General features: G+C 43.8%; 21 protein-coding genes, 2 tRNA genes and 1 rRNA gene. 4 read left to right on the forward strand and 20 right to left on the reverse strand.

Annotated features, from left to right (window positions below; all coding sequences use genetic code 11):
* Positions 1–3: 3 nt before the first annotated feature.
* The 5 genes from cpaB to F0231_RS05145 all read right to left on the reverse strand — a co-directional run bounded on the left by cpaB (position 4) and on the right by F0231_RS05145 (position 3,086).
* Positions 4–747: a Flp pilus assembly protein CpaB gene (gene cpaB / locus F0231_RS05125; RefSeq protein ID WP_171758643.1), complete on the reverse strand. Its 744-nt coding sequence runs from the start codon at positions 745–747 to the stop codon at positions 4–6.
* Positions 744–2,090 (reverse strand): AAA family ATPase, encoded by a 1,347-nt coding sequence (locus tag F0231_RS05130; RefSeq protein WP_171758644.1) that lies wholly within the window; start codon positions 2,088–2,090, stop codon positions 744–746. The genes cpaB and F0231_RS05130 overlap by 4 nt, the downstream gene beginning before the upstream one ends.
* Positions 2,091–2,105: 15 nt before the next feature.
* Positions 2,106–2,624, reverse strand: coding sequence for a prepilin peptidase (locus F0231_RS05135; protein ID WP_171758645.1), 519 nt, complete (start codon positions 2,622–2,624; stop codon positions 2,106–2,108).
* Positions 2,625–2,645: 21 nt separating this feature from the next.
* Complete coding sequence (locus F0231_RS05140; protein WP_171758646.1) at positions 2,646–2,795, reverse strand: Flp family type IVb pilin; 150 nt, start codon at positions 2,793–2,795, stop codon at positions 2,646–2,648.
* A gap of 108 nt (positions 2,796–2,903) precedes the next feature.
* Positions 2,904–3,086 carry a Flp family type IVb pilin gene (locus F0231_RS05145; protein WP_171758647.1) on the reverse strand — a complete coding sequence of 61 codons (183 nt, stop codon included), beginning with the start codon at positions 3,084–3,086 and terminating at the stop codon, positions 2,904–2,906.
* A gap of 449 nt (positions 3,087–3,535) precedes the next feature.
* Here F0231_RS05145 and F0231_RS05150 point away from each other — a divergent pair, with 449 nt between their 5' ends.
* From F0231_RS05150 to F0231_RS05160, 3 genes are all read left to right on the forward strand, one after another.
* Positions 3,536–4,273 (forward strand): helix-turn-helix domain-containing protein, encoded by a 738-nt coding sequence (locus F0231_RS05150; RefSeq protein WP_171758648.1) that lies wholly within the window; start codon positions 3,536–3,538, stop codon positions 4,271–4,273.
* 132 nt (positions 4,274–4,405) lie between these two features.
* The gene (locus F0231_RS05155) at positions 4,406–6,091 is read left to right on the forward strand and encodes an AMP-binding protein (protein WP_171758649.1); all 1,686 of its coding nucleotides are present in this window, start codon (positions 4,406–4,408) and stop codon (positions 6,089–6,091) included.
* A gap of 70 nt (positions 6,092–6,161) precedes the next feature.
* Positions 6,162–7,067 carry a LysR substrate-binding domain-containing protein gene (locus F0231_RS05160; protein WP_171758650.1) on the forward strand — a complete coding sequence of 302 codons (906 nt, stop codon included), beginning with the start codon at positions 6,162–6,164 and terminating at the stop codon, positions 7,065–7,067.
* 101 nt (positions 7,068–7,168) lie between these two features.
* Here the strand turns inward: F0231_RS05160 and fusA are convergent, their stop codons facing one another.
* From fusA to trmJ, 12 genes are all read right to left on the reverse strand, one after another.
* A complete protein-coding gene (gene fusA / locus F0231_RS05165) occupies positions 7,169–9,256 on the reverse strand; it encodes an elongation factor G (RefSeq protein ID WP_171758651.1) in 2,088 nt (695 codons plus the stop codon).
* Positions 9,257–9,483: 227 nt separating this feature from the next.
* Complete coding sequence (ndk, locus tag F0231_RS05170; RefSeq protein ID WP_171758652.1) at positions 9,484–9,909, reverse strand: nucleoside-diphosphate kinase; 426 nt, start codon at positions 9,907–9,909, stop codon at positions 9,484–9,486.
* 60 nt (positions 9,910–9,969) lie between these two features.
* Entirely contained in the window at positions 9,970–11,268 is a 1,299-nt protein-coding gene (pepB, locus tag F0231_RS05175; protein ID WP_171758653.1) for an aminopeptidase PepB, read from the reverse strand.
* Between the two features lie 150 nt (positions 11,269–11,418).
* Positions 11,419–11,613 (reverse strand): Fe-S cluster assembly protein IscX, encoded by a 195-nt coding sequence (gene iscX / locus F0231_RS05180; RefSeq protein ID WP_171758654.1) that lies wholly within the window; start codon positions 11,611–11,613, stop codon positions 11,419–11,421.
* 60 nt (positions 11,614–11,673) lie between these two features.
* A complete protein-coding gene (gene fdx, locus F0231_RS05185) occupies positions 11,674–12,012 on the reverse strand; it encodes an ISC system 2Fe-2S type ferredoxin (RefSeq protein ID WP_171758655.1) in 339 nt (112 codons plus the stop codon).
* 11 nt (positions 12,013–12,023) lie between these two features.
* Positions 12,024–13,877, reverse strand: coding sequence for a Fe-S protein assembly chaperone HscA (gene hscA, locus F0231_RS05190; protein WP_171758656.1), 1,854 nt, complete (start codon positions 13,875–13,877; stop codon positions 12,024–12,026).
* 19 nt (positions 13,878–13,896) lie between these two features.
* Positions 13,897–14,412, reverse strand: a complete 516-nt coding sequence (gene hscB / locus F0231_RS05195) for a co-chaperone HscB (protein WP_171758657.1) — start codon at positions 14,410–14,412, stop codon at positions 13,897–13,899.
* Between the two features lie 57 nt (positions 14,413–14,469).
* Positions 14,470–14,793 carry an iron-sulfur cluster assembly protein IscA gene (iscA, locus tag F0231_RS05200; RefSeq protein ID WP_171758658.1) on the reverse strand — a complete coding sequence of 108 codons (324 nt, stop codon included), beginning with the start codon at positions 14,791–14,793 and terminating at the stop codon, positions 14,470–14,472.
* Between the two features lie 61 nt (positions 14,794–14,854).
* Positions 14,855–15,238, reverse strand: a complete 384-nt coding sequence (gene iscU / locus F0231_RS05205) for a Fe-S cluster assembly scaffold IscU (RefSeq protein ID WP_171758659.1) — start codon at positions 15,236–15,238, stop codon at positions 14,855–14,857.
* A gap of 48 nt (positions 15,239–15,286) precedes the next feature.
* Positions 15,287–16,501, reverse strand: coding sequence for an IscS subfamily cysteine desulfurase (locus tag F0231_RS05210; RefSeq protein ID WP_171758660.1), 1,215 nt, complete (start codon positions 16,499–16,501; stop codon positions 15,287–15,289).
* 29 nt (positions 16,502–16,530) lie between these two features.
* Positions 16,531–17,037, reverse strand: a complete 507-nt coding sequence (gene iscR, locus F0231_RS05215; RefSeq protein ID WP_171758661.1) for a Fe-S cluster assembly transcriptional regulator IscR — start codon at positions 17,035–17,037, stop codon at positions 16,531–16,533.
* Between the two features lie 118 nt (positions 17,038–17,155).
* Positions 17,156–17,881, reverse strand: a complete 726-nt coding sequence (gene trmJ, locus F0231_RS05220; RefSeq protein WP_171758662.1) for a tRNA (cytosine(32)/uridine(32)-2'-O)-methyltransferase TrmJ — start codon at positions 17,879–17,881, stop codon at positions 17,156–17,158.
* Positions 17,882–18,059: 178 nt separating this feature from the next.
* Between trmJ and suhB the strand changes: the two genes are divergently transcribed.
* Positions 18,060–18,863 (forward strand): inositol-1-monophosphatase, encoded by an 804-nt coding sequence (gene suhB, locus F0231_RS05225; protein ID WP_171758663.1) that lies wholly within the window; start codon positions 18,060–18,062, stop codon positions 18,861–18,863.
* A gap of 567 nt (positions 18,864–19,430) precedes the next feature.
* Here suhB and F0231_RS05230 read toward each other — a convergent pair.
* The 3 genes from F0231_RS05230 to rrf all read right to left on the reverse strand — a co-directional run.
* Positions 19,431–19,507 (reverse strand) — tRNA-Trp (locus F0231_RS05230).
* Between the two features lie 34 nt (positions 19,508–19,541).
* Positions 19,542–19,618 (reverse strand) — tRNA-Asp (locus F0231_RS05235).
* Positions 19,619–19,658: 40 nt separating this feature from the next.
* Positions 19,659–19,753, reverse strand: a 5S ribosomal RNA gene (rrf, locus tag F0231_RS05240); the annotation flags it as partial.

Here is a 19,753-nt window from a genome sequence, read left to right on the forward strand (position 1 = left end):
ACCTCAATCCTTGACTCGGATATTGCTAGATTCAGTGCCCTTGATGATAGTGACGCTTGGGGCAACATATCGTTTGACGACTTTTTCTTCTTCATGTGGGTTTCTCAGCGCAAGCTGGATCTTTCCACGACTCTCTGCAGATAAGAGCTTTTCGGCCTGTCTTGGTGAAACTTCAAGTGTGACGGCTCTTACGATGACAGGTTTGTTCTCTTTAGTTCGAGCTGTTTGGTCAACCGCCAGTACCTTTATTTCTTTAAGCACAGTGACTGTAGAAGCAGAGTTTTTGCCATACTTAACGGTATTGAGAATATCGACTTTGTTGCCTGGTAATAAAAATCCCGCGACACCAATAACGTCATTAACTCGTATAGTGACCGCTCTTTTATTTTCAGGAATTAAAGCGGCGAGGGTTGAACCTTCCCCAGAAGCAGAAAGCCGGTTCGCCGTTAGAATTTCACCTGGATAGATAGTGGTTGCCGCGACTTGACCAAGTAAATCTTCGGCCTTAGTTATCTGGAACTCATCTCGCCAGTCTTTCTCGAGTAACTTGCTCGATACATGTTGCTCCTCAATGATGGTGCCCGCCACGATTTCTTGTGTAGCGACCATCACTGGCTCACGTTCAACCACCTCAACTTCTGTTTGGGGAGTGAGTTGCCTGTCCATCCACTGCTTGGCAAAAAATACCGCAGCCAGACCAAACACAATAGAGAGTAAGAATAATAAAATAACTTGGTTTCGACTCATCGAGCGCCTCCTCCCTTGCCATCAGCAGTAAAATACACTTCCCACGCGCGGCTTATGATTTCAGGAGAGATAACGGGGTCAACTTCTTCAAATACGATGATATCTCGGCTGATCCCAACAATGTCCTTTGGTAGACAGGGATAAAAGCCCACGTCATGCTGACGATGTAAGTCAAATAAAGTATCGAAACATCCCTCTGATAGGGACAAATTTTTAGAATTAGAGATGATATGCCAGAGCTCTCTATACTCCTGCTCTAAAAGCGGACCAAATTGGATTTTGTAGCCTAAACGACGTAAAAAAGCGGGGTCACTGATCTTTTCAGGATCAAGGTTCGTAGAAAAAGCCAGCGTAAGAATGAAAGGGATCGAAATTTGCTGACCATTGGGTAAATTGAGGTAATCGTAGAAGTACTCCATTGGAACAATCCAACGATTGAGTAGCGTATCCACGGGCATTGGCTGACGGCCTAAATCATCAATAATAAAAATACCGTTGTTAGCCATCATCTGCAGTGGAGCCATCCACACCTTGTTGTGCTCACTATGATTAACCTCAAGCATATCCATAGTAAGCTCGCCGCCAACTTGAATACTTGGGCGCTCACACAGAGCCCATCTGCGATCAAAATGCTCTTTAAATGTTATGGATTGGATATCATCACTTCGAACCTTCTTGTGATGCTGAGGAGAAAACACTTTAATGATGTTTCCCGCAGCAAAGACCGCATAAGGCACATAAACGGAAGTATTAAGAGAGTTGAGGAGACGAGTCGCAACAAAAGTTTTACCCGAACCCGCACTGCCGTACAAAAGTAAAGCTCGGCCAGAATTAATCGCCGGACCAAGTACGCCGACCATGCGGTGTGCACCTAAAACGTCGGACAAAGCGTATTCGACATCATCGCGATTAACCATTTGAGCGCGAACATCTTGCTCTTCGACCATCTTATTGTATTGAGTTAATGAAACTGGCACGGGCCCTAGGTAGGCATCTTTAATGAAAGCAGTATCCGCTTCTTGCATACCGGCTTCAGACAAACCATATCTTACGTGACCGCTGGATTGAGCCGCGAAACTCGTCGGAGATGCTTGGTAAACTTCTATTAATGATTTAGAACGCAAGCTAGCCAAAATGTCTTCGATCATGTGGCTGTTTATGCACAGAAGCTTGGTCAGCTGAAGAAGATCAGACTTGGGGTATGCGGCAACGTGTTTGATCACTAAGTTTTCAACTACGGCTTGGGGTACGCCTAGACCATCAAACGTAGTTGGAACGACGGGCGCTTGTGCCTGAGGGGTGAGTTCGGTTCTATGTCTTACCTTGGAGCTTACCTGAACCATGTTGACTCCTTGTCACTAATTCAGAAAATAGAAATTGAGCGCCAAACCGATAACGACAACAGGAGCAAAAGGCATTCTATAATGCTCACTCATTTTTTTCGGAGATTCCAATGCTTTAGTACTAGATGCTCCATATTGAAATAGCATCGAATACTTATTTTTTAGAGTGGAGAGTTGCTCTGGATCCTCTGCAATTTTCAATAAAGCATAGAAAACCCCAACAACGACACTGGCAACTGCAATCCAAAAAATAGAATCTAATATGTACTCACTTCCAACCCAAAAACCTATCACACCCAAAAGTTTAACGTCTCCTGGTGCCATCACTTTTAAAAAGTAAAGGATGAGAGCGACAATAAAGCAAGTAATACCAGTAATAAAAGAAAATAGGACTAATGTATAATTTTGAATAAAAAAAGCTTTATCGATTAGTGATAAAGCCAATATAGATATTAATAAATAATTTGGGATTCGGTGTTCTCTTGCATCCGAAACCGCGACAACGAACAACAGAACCCAAATAAATGTATTCATATAAATGCTCGCTTTATTATTTTAAGTAAACAGTGATGCAAACTGCTCTGTCAGTAGCCCTCTAAATGCTAGGAACAACCCTGCAAAACCCACAACTAGCATCCCTGCGCCGACCACGTATTCAACAACAGTTAGGCCTTCTTCATCTTTCATAAATTCAATAAAAGTCATAGTAAAATGCCTCCCTAAGCATTTTTATTTGAGCAACCAATGATGTTCTCTTCATTGGTGACTCAAATAATAATTAACTATAGACCTTAAAGATTCAAAAAATATATTTTACGAACCGTCAGGTGCATTACCTAGCACTGTTCCTAGTTGACTTTCTAATGCAGAACTAAAAGTACCAAATATACCGGCCAACCCTGCGACTAATAAACCAGCACCAACAACGTACTCCACGACTGTCAGTCCTTCTTCATCCTTCATAAACGCAGTTATTTTATTAACTAATTTGCTCATGCTATGTCTCCTTCCAAAGTTCATTAAGCGTTGCGCTTATTGATAATTTAGAGTTTAGAAATCATAAGAGTTAGGATTTTTATGTCTATCTATAGCACTTTTTTGCCATATAATTATTCTTAACTACACTTGAAAAAAGCCGTAATTTAAATTATCGCGAATAAAACCTTCTTGATTAAAAATTCGACTCTTTTTTTTAGTCATTAATTTCGAATGGTTATGAAAGGACAATTTACATAATCCACGCAAATAATTCTCACTTTTACTTTTCTCATTTTTGATACTTGACAGCTAAAAGCAAGATTATAAATGTGATATTTAGCGCAAAATAGTCCCATCATAATTATTAATATAGTCAATATGAAACTTGAATAATTTGATGTTCTCGTACTAAGCTTTTGACCTATAGAGTGCCTACAATAATCAGTTAGAACTAAAGGTGATCTACAGTGGATGTGTTACTTAAAGGCTATTGGATTGGTCAATCTGTCACTTTTGTCCCCAAAGATTTCACACGTGATTTGGAAAACTATTTCCACATACTCGATCTTGGGCACGACGTATCCGTGCTTAGTGAACCAGATATTCATTTTTGTTTTTTCTATTACAGAGAGCCCTACCACTCGCTGTTTGAAACCACGGTAAAGTTATGTCGAAATCTAAACAAACAAGTTATCCTCATCTACGATGAAGAACCACCTTTAGACATTGAGCATGCTGACATAATATTTGATAGCTTTGATGCCACTATTGGCGACGCTCATCTGTGGTCAAAAGAGCTCAGCAATCGTATTCATTTCGAATTTACCCACCACCAAGAAATCTTAGACATCAACAAACTTACCGCTCAACAAGGCCAGAAACACATCAGCAAAGACTTGGTCGAAATGTTGAAATATATAGAAAAAAACCTATCCCGAACGATTCGTGAAGAAGATGTCGCCGATTATTGTCACTACTCGGTGACCTACTTTTCCAAGTTTTTTCATAAAACGATTGGCATCAGCTTTCGTGACTACTTAACTTTAAAGCGAATCAATCTAGCCAAACAACTACTCGTCAATGACCGAAAGGAGAAGATATCCTTTATCGCATTTCAATGTGGCTATAATGATGTTTCTTACTTTTCACGCATTTTTAAGAAAAAAACAGGCACAACTCCCGCGATCTACCGTCAACTTCACTAATCTATCTCCAGTCACAAGATAGGATAAAACTTGGTCTCTATTGCTTCCCTACAGTTTGATTCACATGCTAAAGTTAACATTCCATTAACAATAAAAATAACCATAACTTTGCCAATAACACGGAGTTAGAGAATGATTCAGCCTAACGAGTTAAGCAAACCGACCTGTGCTCTCCCACCACCAAACGAAATGATCCTAAAATGGGCAGAGGAACGCCCCAATGAGATCTATTTGAAACAAATCATCAATCGAAAGTTTGTTGAATACACCTACAGTGACGTCGCAGAACAAGCCTTAAAGCTTGTCACTGCGTTAAATGAACTTGGCGTTAAACCTCGCGATAAAGTCGCTTTAGTATCGAAAAACTGTGCTGAATGGTTCATCTGTGACCTTGCTATGATGCTAGGTGATTTTGTCAGTGTGCCAATCTTTCCTACAGCAGGCGCAGATACGATCGAGTACTGTGTCACTCACAGTGAGAGTAAAGTGCTGATTGGCGGTAAGCTTGATGATGCTGCTGCAACGCAAGAAGTCATCAATTCAAAGCCAGATTTAATTACTATCTCATTGCCATACGACTCAGCACCTAATTGTCAGCATTCATTTACTGACTTAATTGCAAACCACCAGCCTAGTGAAAGTCGCCCAGAGCATTATGACGACAAGTTAATGTCGCTCGTATATACCTCGGGGACATCTGGATTACCAAAAGGGGCAATGCTCACTTACGGTGCGTTCAGTTGGTCAGTTCAACAACTCATCAACCACATAGGAATCCAAGCCAATGACAGGCTGTTCTCATACTTGCCGCTTGCTCACATCACCGAGCGTGTTTACATCTTTGGCTCTTCGATCATGGGAGGTGTACAAACGGCATTCCCAGAGTCACTTGATACGTTCATTGAAGACGTGAAAATGCAGCGTCCGACGCTGTTTATCTCAGTGCCTCGCTTATGGACTCTCTTCCAACAGCGCATTCAAGATAAACTGCCGCAGAAGAAGCTCAATGTCTTGCTTAAGATACCTTTCGTAAACTCCCTGATTAAGAAGAAACTTGCCGATGGTTTAGGTCTGGATCAAGCACGCGTTTTAGGCTGTGGCTCGGCACCAGTCTCTCCAGCATTACTCGATTGGTACTACAGTGTTGGCCTCAACATTACCGAAGCCTGGGGAATGACAGAGTCGTTTGCCTACAGCACACTGAACTACCCATTCCGCGCAGATAAGATTGGCTCGGTGGGTAATGCTGGCCCTGGTATTGAGTTGAAGATAGCGGACGATGAAGAGATCATGGTTCGAGGCCAAGGTCTATTCTCTGGTTACTACAAGAATGACATTGCCACTCAAGAATCTTTTGACTCTGATGGCTGGCTACATACAGGCGATATTGGTTTTATCGACAATGAAGGCTATCTCACTATCCAAGGCCGTAAGAAAGACACCTTCAAGACAGCAAAAGGCAAATTCGTCGCACCTGTGCCTATCGAGAAGAAACTCTTTGAGTACAGCCGTGTAGAGATGATGTGTCTAATTGGGTTAGGGCTTCCTGCTCCAATTCTTTTGGTTGTGCCACACGACTTCCCTAACTTTGATCGTGAGCGTTATGCTCGCACGACTGAAAAGGTCATTGCGCGTATGAATGCTCAGCTTGAATCCCATGAGCAAATCAAAGGGGTATTGATGATCAAAGATCCTTGGAGCATTGAAAATGGCATTCTCACACCAACGTTGAAGATAAAACGTCATATCCTTGAGCAGAAGTACCATGATGTGGGCCACAATTGGCCAAAAGGTCAACTGATTGTTTGGGAAGAATAGTCTCAGGTGATATAAATAAAGGGAGAGCTTTGGCTCTCCTTTTTTGTTTTAGCGGAAGTAGGGATAGATTATGGATGCAAGGCTGCATCACCTGGCAGGACTGCGCTATTTTGAAGTAGCAGCACGGTTAAACAGTTATAGCCGCGCGGCAGATGAACTGTGTATCAGTCAAGCTGCTGTGAGCCAGAAAATTCGTCAACTTGAAGACGGTTTGGGTTGTAAGTTGTTTATGCGAAACGGCCGAGAAATGTGCCTAACAGAGCAGGGGAAAATCTTGTTCAAGCATGTCTCTCTAAGTTTCGAGAATATCGTCACTGGCCTGAACCAAATCCAGAGCGAGCCTGTTGAAGGACTTCTCTGTGTCAGTTCTACTCCTTCATTCGCTTCACGCTGGCTGTTACCCAGACTTTGGAAGTTCTCAACTCAACACCCAAATATTCCCATTCGCATTATTACCAGCTGCGATGCCCCTAATCTAAAGCAAGGCGATGCGGATCTAGCTATCTGGCAAGGTGAAGAGTTGGAAACAAGTGACGTACAGAAACTGCATAAAGAATTTTTGTTTGAAGAAGCCATTTACCCATTTTGTTCCCCTCACCTAACCCAATCAATTGAACTGTCAGACCCTCAACAACTACTCAAGACATGGTTGATCCACTACGAGTCCGGTGGATACCCTTGGCAAAGTTGGTTTGCTCAAGCAGGCGTAACGATGAATAAAGAGTCTGTTCAATGGATGGATGTCAGTACTTTTGACCACGCAATGAATGCCGTAATGGCCGGTCACGGTGCTTGCTTAGCTTCTGATTCTTTAGCAAGTGACTATGTTGAAAGAGGGCTACTGATTAAGCCATTTGATATAGGAATGACACCTGGTATTCAATTTAACTTGTTTTATGACGCAGGGTCACCACGTCGAAACCGAATACAAGCGTTTGCACACTGGTTACATGATGAGCTAGAAACACGCGAATAGCGCGCTATATCATCAGTATTTTTATAGCAGTTCTCAGAAAAAGAAAAACCCTGAAGCTTTCACTTCAGGGTTTTTTTAAGCTATCTAGCTAACTTAAAGAATTACTTCTTCTCGTTACGCTCTTTAACTTCTGCGATTACTTGCTCAGCAACGTTTGCTGGACAAGCTGAGTACTGACCGAATTCCATAGAGAACTGACCACGACCAGAAGTGATAGTACGTAGGTGACCGATGTAGCCAAACATTTCTGATAGAGGAACGTCTGCTTTAATACGAACGCCTGTAGTACCAGCTTGTTGGTCTTTGATCATACCACGACGACGGTTAAGGTCACCGATTACGTCACCAACGTTGTCTTCTGGAGTGAATACGTCAACGTTCATGATTGGCTCAAGAAGTTGCGCACCAGCTTTAGGCATAGACTGACGGAATGCGCCTTTAGCAGCGATTTCGTAAGCGATAGCTGAAGAGTCAACTGCGTGGAAACCACCGTCGAATAGTTCAACTTCTACGTCTAGAGTTGGGAAGCCAGCTAGAACACCAGTATCCATCATACCAGCGAAGCCTTTCTCAACTGCAGGCCAGAATTCTTTAGGTACGTTACCACCAACAACTGTTGATTTGAACGTGAAGCCTGAGTTTGGCTCACCTGGCTTGATGCGGTAGTCGATCTTACCGAACTGACCAGAACCACCAGACTGCTTCTTGTGCGTGTAGCTATCTTCAACTGCTTGAGTGATAGTTTCACGGTAAGCTACCTGTGGAGCACCTACTTCTAGCTCAACGCCGTAAGTACGCTTAAGGATGTCTACCTTGATGTCTAGGTGAAGTTCACCCATACCTTTCAGGATAGTTTCGCCAGACTCTTCGTCAGTCTCAACCTGGAATGATGGATCTTCTGCAACCATCTTACCGATAGCGATACCCATCTTCTCTGAACCGCCTTTGTCCTTAGGAGTTACAGCGATAGAGATTACTGGTTCTGGGAAGATCATAGCTTCTAGAGTACATTCGTGCTTAGGATCACATAGAGTGTGACCAGTCTGAACGTTCTTCATACCTACGATAGCGATGATGTCACCAGCTTGAGCTTCAGTTAGCTCGTTACGCTCGTCCGCTTGCATTTCACACATACGGCCGATACGTTCTGTTTTACCAGTTGCTGAGTTAAGGATAGTGTCACCCTTCTTCAGACGACCAGAGTAGATACGTACGAATGTTAGAGCACCGAAACGGTCATCCATGATCTTGAATGCTAGCGCTTTTAGTGGCTCATCTGCAGATACAGTAGCTACTTCGCCAGTTGGCTCACCAGTTTCTGGATCTGTTAGAGGCTGAGGATCAACTTCTGCTGGAGCTGGTAGGTAATCTACAACAGCGTCAAGGATAAGTTGCATACCTTTGTTCTTGAACGCAGAACCACAGAACGTTGGGAAGAACGCTAGGTCACGTGTACCTTTACGGATACAGCGCTTAAGGTCTTCGATAGAAGGCTCTTCACCTTCCATGTACGCTTCCATTAGGTCGTCGTCTTGCTCTACAGCAGTTTCAACTAGCTCTTCACGGTACTGTTCTAGGTCATCAACCATGTCCGCAGGAACATCTTGAATTTCGTAGTTTTCTGGTAGACCTGTGTCGTCCCAAACGTAAGCTTTACGGTTTAGTACGTCAACAACACCAACGAAATCGTCTTCACGACCGATTGGCAGAGTCATTACTAGTGGGTTTGCACCAAGAACGTTCTTAACTTGATCAACAACGTTGAAGAAGTCTGCACCCATACGGTCTAGTTTGTTTACGAAGATCAGACGAGCAACTTCTGAGTCGTTCGCGTAGCGCCAGTTTGTTTCTGACTGAGGCTCAACACCACCAGAACCACAGAATACACCGATACCGCCGTCTAGTACTTTCAGTGAACGGTATACTTCTACTGTGAAGTCAACGTGTCCTGGAGTATCGATAACGTTTAGGCGGTGGCCATTCCACTCACAAGTTACAGCTGCTGACTGGATTGTAATACCACGCTCAGCTTCCTGTTCCATGAAGTCAGTTGTAGACTCACCGTCGTGTACTTCACCAGTTTTGTGGATTTTACCAGTAAGCTTAAGAATACGCTCAGTGGTGGTAGTTTTACCCGCATCAACGTGCGCGAAAATACCAATGTTTCTGTACTTTGATAAATCTGCCATTGTCTTACTCTGTTTATAAGGTATAAATTGCGCGCAGAGTATATCACAATCTGTCAAGACTGATACCCTTGCACGCTCTGTATGTAAAAAAAACTTTTCTCACCAATACTAGCAGTTAATTCACCTTTTAGACGGTAAGTTCACGCTGATTGAGTCGGTTTTTTCAGAATAAAAATGCTGCTTACATCATCGTAAGCAGCATTGATGTATCCAAACTTGCCCTGATATTATCGAGGGCAAATTTCTGATTCAGGGAAGAAGAACTCGATTTCACGAGCCGCTGATTCAGGGCTATCTGAGCCATGTACTGAATTGTAGCGCATGCTGATTGCGTAATCAGCACGAATTGTTCCACATGCCGCTTCTTCTGGGTTTGTTTTGCCCATCAACTCACGGTAACGCGCAATTGCGTTTTCACCTTCAAGAACCTGAACCATAATCGGGCCTGAAGTCATAAATTCTTTAAGTGCTGGGAAAAACTCTTTGCCTTCATGCTCAGCATAAAAGCCACTTGCCTGCTCTTCAGTTAGATGAACCATTTTAGCCGCAACAATTTGTAGACCAGCTTTTTCGATGCGATGATAAATTTCACCGATAAGGTTACGTTTTACAGCATCGGGCTTAACGATCGAAAAAGTTTTTTCTAGAGCCATAGGGTATCCTTTCATTTATCTTGTTTTTGATAGAAGAGGCTCTTCGGCCTCTTATTATAATTATTTATTTGCTTGCTGTAGAAGCAGGCCAGCTAAGCTACGAACACCAACACCTGTTGCGCCTGCTGCCCATTTGTCTGTTGCTGACTTACGGTAGGTCGCCGCACAGTCAAAGTGCAACCAACCTTTCTTGTAATCTTCAACAAAGTATGACAAAAACGCCGCCGCTGTACTTGCACCTGGTGAGTAATCACCACTGCTGATGTTTGATAAATCAGCAAAGTTTGATGGCAGCATTCCACGGTGGAAATCCGCTAGAGGAAGTGGCCATAAACCTTCTTTCTCTTCACGTGCCGCAGTTAATGCTTGATGAGACAGTTCATCATCAAAGCTCATTAGCGCATGGTAGTCGTTACCTAACGCATTTTTAGCAGCACCTGTTAGGGTTGCGCAATCAATAATTAGCTCTGGGTTTTGCTCACTTGCATAAATGAGACCGTCCGCAAGAACAAGACGCCCTTCAGCGTCAGTATTCATGATTTCAACAGTCTTACCATTCTTATAGGTAATGATGTCACCTAATTTCAGGGCGCGACCTGAAATCATGTTTTCAGCACAACATAGAATCAATTTCACACGTTTGTTCAAGCCACGCATGATTGCTAGACCTAGACCACCAGTGATAGTACCAGAACCGCCCATGTCAGCTTTCATCGCAGTCATGAAGCCAGATGCTTTAATGCTGTAGCCACCTGAGTCAAACGTAATGCCTTTACCTACAAGACACGCAAATACTGGCGCATTTTCATCACCCGTAGGGTTAAAATCAAGCTGTAGCATCGCTGACGTACGGTCAGAACCGCGACCCACTGCAAAGATGCCCTGCCAACCTTCAGCTAACAAGTCTTTATCTTTAACAATACGTGCTTTCACTGTACCTTCTGGCGCTACAGACTTGATAAATTCAGCCGCCATCGTCGCTAGCTGACGCGGCGCCACTTCTTCCGCAGGTTTATTAATGATATCGCGAGTAAAATCGGTCGCTTTAATTCGAGCGACGAGCTCTGCTTGGTCAGCTTCAACAAGCGGTTGCCACTCAAGTGTGTTGGCTTTTTTAGGACCACGATAACCTTGATGGAATGCCCAAACGTTTTCAAGTTCCCAGCCCTCTCCCGCTAGAGAGACTGAAGCGATGCCTTGGCCATCAAGCTTACGAGCGGCTTTTTGAATGGCACCAAGGTCATGTTTATCGCCAAGATGGATAATTGCACCGCTTTCAGAGAACGAAAGGATTGCGTTGCTACCCCAATGTGGAGCAGCTGCCTCTTGGCTTAGAAATACTGACATCTGTGTAGACATGGTTTCTCCTTGTCTGTACTGGCGTTGCCTACGCCTTTTTCTATTCACTCAGGGATGTTAACACTTTAATGTTAAATTGATAAAAAAACGGACCATAAGGTCCGTTTTTTTTAGTAAATTTTGTTAACTGAGAGAGGTTTCCCGTTAGGGTTAATCCATTTCATCCATCCAACATAGGATGACAGCTTCCAAAATCTTTTCGTTAGAGCGGTTAGGCTCATCGTCAAACTCTTCTAACTCAAGGATCCATTGATGAAGATCGGTAAATCGAACATTTTTCGGGTCGATCTCTGGAAACTTATCGCACAGCTCAATTGCAATATCGCGTGAATCCGTCCATTTCATTGCTTACCTTCCTTTTAATATCTACTCTAGCGGCAGTATTTGAGATTAAAGAGTGAAGAATTAATGATCTTCAGATGCGTGATTTAGCGTGTATTTCGGGATCTCTACAACTAAATCTTCATCCGTTACTTTAGCCTGACAACCAAGACGAGACTCTGGCTCAAGACCCCATGCTTTATCTAGCATATCGTCTTCCAGCTCATCACTCTCTTCTAAAGAATCAAAACCTTCACGAATTACTACGTGACAGGTAGTACAAGCACAAGACTTTTCACATGCGTGCTCAATACCGATGCCATTTTTAAGTGCAACATCCAGTACCGTCTCACCTGCAGTAGCTTCTAGAACTGCACCTTCAGGGCATAGGTCTTCATGCGGTAATACAATAATCTTAGGCATAACTCTTTCTCTTAAATATCATTCACTGATTGACCTGACAATGCAGCTCGAATCGATTTATCCATACGACGAGATGCAAAATCCTGACTCGCCTTATCGGTATCTTTGATGCCTTGCTCAATGGCATCAGCACTGTCACCATTGCGAAGCTCAATCAGTGCTTCAATAGATTTCAATAGTGCTTGGCGCTCTTCTTCTGAAAGTAATTCATCGCCATCGGCTTGCATCGCGGCAATCAGACCTTCAATAACACGATCAGCTTCAACGCGCTGCTCTGCAAGTGCACGAGCTAGCATGTCATCTTTCGCATAGGTCATCGAGTCACGAAGCATGGTTGTCACTTCATCATCACTTAGACCATAAGAAGGCTTAACCTGAATTTCAGATTGGATGCCGGTGCTCTTTTCCATTGCAGTAACAGACAGAAGGCCATCAGCATCGACTTGGTAAGTCACACGAATATGTGCAGCTCCCGCAGCCATCGCAGGAATCCCTTTCAATGAGAAACGCGCAAGAGAGCGACAATCATCAACCATCTCACGTTCGCCTTGAACGACATGCACACTCATTGCCGTTTGGCCATCTTTGAATGTCGTAAATTCTTGAGCTCTCGCGACAGGGATAGTGGTATTGCGCGGAACAATCTTTTCAACCAATCCGCCCATGGTTTCAATACCAAGAGACAGTGGAATCACGTCAAGAAGTAGCATTTCCGAGTCTGGTTTATTACCCGCTAATATATCCGCCTGAATGCCTGCGCCGATTGCGACAACTTCATCAGGGTTAATGCTTGTTAGCGGCTTACGACCAAAGAAATCTCCTACCATTTCACGGACGAGAAGCGTACGAGTCGAACCACCAACCATTACAGCTTCTAGCACTTCGTCAGCGTCTACTTCTGCATCTTTTAGTGCACGACGGCATGACATTAGAGTTTTCTTAACAAGAGGACGAATAAGATCTTCAAATTGTTCACGGCTAACGCTGCCTTTCCAACCGAACACTTCAACATCAACGCTCTCTTTTTCAGAGAAAGCAATTTTGGTTTCAGTCGCGATGTTAAGTAACGCTCGTGTCTTCTCAGGTGATAACGGCGCTTCTAATCCTGCTTGTTCCATTAAGTAGTCAGCAAGTAAGTGGTCAAAATCATCACCACCTAACGCAGAGTCACCACCCGTTGCCAGCACTTCAAACACACCTTTAGAAAGGCGCAGAATTGAAATATCAAAGGTACCACCACCTAGGTCATAAACGGCAATAACGCCCTCTTGGCCAGAATCTAGGCCATAAGCAATAGCCGCTGCAGTCGGTTCATTTAGCAAACGTAAAACGTGCATACCAGCTAGCTTAGCAGCGTCTTTTGTACCCGCACGCTGAGCGTCATCAAAGTAAGCAGGAACAGTAATAACAACACCGGCTAGCTCTCCACCTAGTGTTGCCTCAGCTCTCTGACCCAGCGTTCTTAGGATATCGGCTGAAACCTCAATTGGATTCTTGTCGCCCGCTTGTGTTTCAAGAACAGGCAAGCCGTTATCACTTGCTTTAAATTGGTAAGGTAGATTTGGGTAACGCTGTTGAATATCGTCTAGAGAACGACCCAGTAAACGCTTTACCGAAATAATGGTATTTGCAGGATCTTGCTCGGCCAGTGCTTTTGCCTCTGCCCCAACAATAAGTTCTTCACCAGAGTAGTTCACTACAGAAGGTAAGATACTATGACCATGTTCATCTGTAAGAGTGGCAGCGTCACCACTACGCACTGACGCAACCAATGAATTGGTAGTACCTAAATCGATACCTGCTGCAAGTTTGTGCTCATGAGGTGCCGAGCTTTGACCCGGTTCTGCAATTTGAAGTAGTGCCATGAGTGGTCCTTGTTATTAACTAGCCGAGGAGCTTGTCTTCCACTAGTTCGATTTCATTTTTTAGCTTGGCGATAAACTTTAGCTTACGTACACAGTCCGCAGCTTGCTGCCAATCTGAATCACTAAGTTGCTGTTCCGTCGTTGCTAGTTGTTGCTTAAACATCTTGCTGACTTTGCTGTCGAAGTCGAACAAAGCATCTTCAGGATCAGAGCTAGATGAAATATCTTCCAGTTCTTCACGCAACTCCATCTGCTCCATCAGAAACATAGGATCTTGCATGGTTTGTTGTTCACCGCGAATCTCAACACCATTTTGCGATAACATGTATTCAGCACGAGAGATAGGGTTCTTGAGCACTTGGTAAGCGTCATTGATCTCTGCCGCTTTTTGTACAGCCATTAAACGGTCACGTTCAGATGCTGTGGCAAAGTTATCTGGATGGAATTGTTTTTGAAGTTCACGGAACTGTGAAGAAAGAAGGCTACCATCCAGCTGAAACTGACTTGGTAGCCCAAATAATTCGAAATAATTCATTGAGAATTCGGTCCTAGGTAATAAACCTGTGAGAAAGATACCCACAGGCGCTATCAATTAGACGTTGAAGCTTTCACCACAACCACATTCGCTTTTCGCATTTGGGTTATTGAACTCAAACCCTTCATTCAAGCCTTCTTTAACGTAGTCAAGCTCAGTGCCATCCAAGTACGCTAGGCTTTTTTGATCGATGATCACCTTAACGCCAGAGTGTTCAAATACTGAATCCTCTTCGTTTAGATCATCAACAAACTCAAGAACATAGGCCATACCCGAACAACCCGTCGTTTTTACACCCAAGCGTAGACCGATACCTTTGCCTCGGTTTTCTAGGAATGTTCTAACGCGACTTGCCGCGGTTTCTGTCATTGTGATGGCCATACTGCACCTTAGTTTGTCTATATTGCGAATGAAATGGGAGAATTAATCTCCCATTATATACTTATTCTTGATGTTTTTTCTTGTAGTCAGCAACTGCTGCTTTAATTGCATCTTCCGCTAGGATTGAGCAGTGAACTTTCACAGGAGGAAGCTCTAGCTCGTCTGCAATTTCAGCATTTTTAATTGCCGCTGCTTCATCAATGCTTTTACCTTTAACCCACTCAGTTACCAGTGAGCTAGAAGCGATTGCACTACCACAACCGTACGTTTTGAACTTCGCATCTTCAATAATGCCTTCTGGCGTTACTTTGATTTGCAGTTTCATTACGTCACCACACGCAGGAGCACCAACCATGCCGCTTCCTACTGCTGGATCTTCTTTATCAAATGAACCAACGTTACGTGGGTTCTCGTAGTGATCAATTACTTTTTCGCTATATGCCATGATATTTTACCTCGAATCCTCTATTAAACCTTGGGAATAACCTAGTACTTAGTGGTGTGCCCACTCAACTGTATCTAGGTCGATTCCTTCCTTGTACATATCCCATAGAGGAGACATGTCGCGCAGTTTAGTTACTGCTGTACGAATTTGTTCGATTGCGTAGTCGATCTCTTCTTCTGTCGTGAAGCGACCAAAAGAGAAGCGAACAGAACTGTGTGCTAGTTCGTCATTTAGACCAAGAGCACGAAGAACGTAAGATGGTTCTAAACTTGCTGATGTACACGCACTACCCGATGATACGGCTAGATCTTTAAGAGACATAAGCAGTGATTCACCTTCAACAAATGCAAAGCTCACGTTTAGGTTGTGAGGAACACGTTGCTCCAAGTCACCATTCACTGTTACTGCTTCAAGGTCTTTAACGCCATTTAGCAGGCGGTTACGAAGTGCCAATGCGTGATCGTAGTCTTTCTGCATGTCTTCTTTAGCAACACGGAAAGCTTCACCCATACCAACGATTTGGTGAGTAGGTAGCGTACCAGAACGGAAACCACGTTCATGACCGCCACCATGCATCTGTGCTTCAAGACGAATACGTGGTTTACGACGTACGTATAGAGCACCAATACCTTTAGGGCCGTAAGCTTTGTGAGCCGACATAGAGATCAGATCAACTTTCATCTCTTTTACGTCGATTGGTAGCTTACCAGCAGATTGAGCAGCATCAACGTGGAAAACAACTTTACGTTCGCGGCACAGTTCACCGATAGATGAGATGTCTTGAATCACACCAATTTCATTGTTCACGTGCATGATTGATACAAGTACTGTGTCTTCACGCATCGCAGCTTCAAGCTTCTTAAGATCGATAAGACCGTTTGATTCTGGCTCAAGGTAAGTGACTTCGAAGCCTTCACGCTCTAGTTGACGGCATGGATCAAGAACAGCTTTGTGTTCTGTCTTACAAGTTATTACGTGCTTGCCTTTCTTAGAGTAGAAATGTGCAGCACCTTTAATTGCAAGGTTGTCTGATTCAGTAGCGCCAGAAGTGAATACGATTTCACGTGGGTCTGCATTCAGCAGGTCTGCAATCTGTTCACGAGCGGTATCTACCGCCTCTTCTGCCTGCCAGCCGTAACGGTGTGAACGAGAAGCTGGGTTGCCAAACGTGCCGTCCATAGTCATGTACTGAACCATTTTTTCAGCTACACGAGGATCAACAGGACAGGTCGCTGAATAATCTAAATAAATAGGCAGTTTCATTTTCTACTCCAATGTAACAGGCAGACCGCTTAAGAGCGGACGTTTACACCGATGGGCGCGGTGCTTGTATTTTTATTAGCAAACCCATGGTTAACGGCAAGATCAATATCTTGTCGATCGGAAATTTCTAAAACTTCATTGTCAGTCATCAGCTCACCGAGAGTGATGTTGTTCAAGAAGTCACTAATACGTGAACTTAAGTCACGCCATAATGTATGGGTTAAGCAGCGAGAACCACCTTGGCAGTCTCCTTTACCATTACATTTCGTTGCATCCACAGATTCATCGACAGCCGCAATGACTGTACCAATCGCTATAGCGTGTGCGTCTTCACCTAAGCGGTAACCACCACCTGGACCACGAACGCTAGCAACTAATCCTGCTTTACGAAGCTTTGAGAACAGCTGCTCTAGATAAGATAGCGAAATACCCTGGCGCTCTGAAATATCAGCCAAAGGCACTGGGTTTGTTTGCGAATGCAGAGCCACATCTAACATGGCTGTTACTGCGTATCTTCCTTTAGATGTAAGTCTCATATAACACCATATCCACACCGTTTATATGGTATGAATTCTTCCATACCTGACTATTTTGGTCAAGTATTTAATTGACTAATTTAGTCAGGTATTAGACCTTTCAAATTAAAGGGAGATTTTACTTAGAAAGTCGTTTCTCAATAGAAGTCAAAATACCACGAAGAATATTGAGCTCTTGGGCTTCTGGTCTCGCGCGGTTAAACAGGCGACGCAACTTGTTCATCACCTTGCCTGGCTGATCTTCACTGATAAACTGGGTATCTTTCGCCACTTTTTCAAGGTGTGAGAAGAATAATTCTAATTCTTTATGTCTAGGGTACTCAGCCTGCTCTTGGCTTTGAAATTGGCTTTGCTCTCGCTCTAAAAATGCCATACGCACTTCATAACTCAGAGTCTGCACGGCCATAGCTAAGTTCAGAGAGCTGTACTCTGGGTTTGCAGGTATACACACATGATAGTGACAAGTCTGTAGCTCATCATTGGTTAACCCTGTGCGCTCTCGCCCAAACACTAAAGCCACAGGAGCGTTTTGCCCCTCTTCGACAAACTTAACACCACATTCACGCGGTTCTAGCATCGGCCATTCTAAAGTACGAGAGCGGGCACTTGAGCCAACCACTAGCGCACAATCGTCCACAGCTTCAGCTAGAGTACTAACTACTTGAGCATTTTCAGCAATATCGGCAGCACCAGCAGCCAAAGCGATAGTTTGCTCATCAACACTGCATTGAGGGTCTACTAGCACTAAGTTCGATAAGCCCATCACTTTCATTGCGCGCGCTGCTGAACCAATATTGCCGGAGTGAGACGTCCCAACTAGGACAACTTTAACGTTGTTAAGCATTGATAAACCCTAAGACTAAAAATAAAGCTGCGAGATAGTATCATATACCTGAGTAAAATGGTCAGACCCTTTATAGGATTAAAAACAAAAGCGTAAAAATTAACCACTTCCATTTGGTGATTAATCTGATATACTGCCGCCCGTTTTTCTGTTCTTTAACATCCGTTGGGAAATTAGTATGCATCCAATGCTTAATATCGCTATTCGTGCTGCACGAAAAGCTGGCAACCATATTGCCAAATCTTTAGAAAATGCTGAGAAGATCGAATCTACTCAGAAAGGCACGAATGACTTTGTTACTAACGTAGACAAAGAAGCTGAAACTATCATTATCGATACTATTCAGGCTTCTTACCCTGAGCACTGCATCGTTGCTGAGGAAAATGGCGTAATTGAAGGTAAAGATAAAGAAGTACAATGGATCATCGACCCACTGGATGGCACTTCAAACTTTGTAAAAGGTTTGCCACACTTCTCTGTATCTATTGCTGTACGCTTCAAAGGTAAAACTGAAGTAGCATGTGTATACGATCCAATGCTAAACGAACTGTTCACTGCACAGCGTGGTTCTGGCGCTCAGCTTAACAACGCTCGTATCCGTGTAAAACAGCTAAAAGACCTTCAAGGCACTATTCTAGCAACGGGTTTCCCGTTCAAGCAAAAGCAACACTCTGAATCTTACTTCAAGATCATGTCTTCTCTATTTGTAGATTGTGCAGACTTCCGTCGCACTGGTTCTGCAGCACTAGATCTATGCTACCTAGCAGCTGGCCGTGTAGATGGTTTCTTTGAGCTAGGTCTAAAGCCTTGGGATATCGCAGCAGGTGACCTAATCGCTCGTGAAGCTGGCGCAATCCTAACAGACTTTGCTGGCGGTACTGACTACATGAAGTCTGGTAACGTTGTCGCATCAAGTGCTCGCGGCACTAAGAGCATTCTGAAGCACATCCGTGAAAACGGTAACGAAGCTCTTCTAAAATAAGACGCTCCGTCACAGCTGATTATTCCAAAGCCCTGCTTTCACAAGCAGGGCTTTTTTGTATCTGCACCTCAGGCTAACAGGGATACTTCTTGTACCAATCGCATTTATTAATAAGCCTGTTTTACCTAACCTCCAAAACAAGGAGTAAATGAAGCTACTCCCACCGACTCTGCGCGCCTTGGAGCTTGTTTATTATAACGTTGTAACTGCCAAGCTTCGGCTAATGACTTCATACGGTTAAAGCTTCTCCCTGAACTTTGTCAATCGAGTTGGGGTCCAGTGACTAAAGAGGAGTATGAATAGTCATTAAGTTATCTAACTGCCAGAAAAACAGCATTGGTATACCAGAGGTTACTTAGATAAATTTAAATAACTGAAGGTCATATCAGATCCTTCAGAGACTGATATTTAGGCGAAAAATTAAAAGCAAAAAGGCCTCAGTCTTTCGACTCAGGCCTTGAATATGCAGAGATGAGGGGCTGACAGCGGGGCGCTAGTTATCAAAACATGGCTCGTAGAAGCAACAGATGTAAAAAAGCCCCAGCATTTCTGCTGAGGCTTAATATATGGCAGGGGTGGAGAGATTCGAACTCCCAACACGCGGATTTGGAATCCGCTGCTCTGCCAATTGGAGCTACACCCCTATCTTCGTGTTTATTGAGACGACTCTCAAATAAGTGGCGGAGTGGACGGGACTCGAACCCGCGACCCCCGGCGTGACAGGCCGGTATTCTAACCAACTGAACTACCACTCCGCAGTGGCTTACTTGCTTTAAGCAAGTGTCCATATTTAAAGCCTGGCGATGTCCTACTCTCACATGGGGAAGCCCCACACTACCATCGGCGCTAATTCGTTTCACTTCTGAGTTCGGCATGGAATCAGGTGGGTC

It is taken from the genome of Vibrio sp. RE86 (assembly GCF_013114545.1).
In the GTDB taxonomy this organism is placed as follows: domain Bacteria; phylum Pseudomonadota; class Gammaproteobacteria; order Enterobacterales; family Vibrionaceae; genus Vibrio.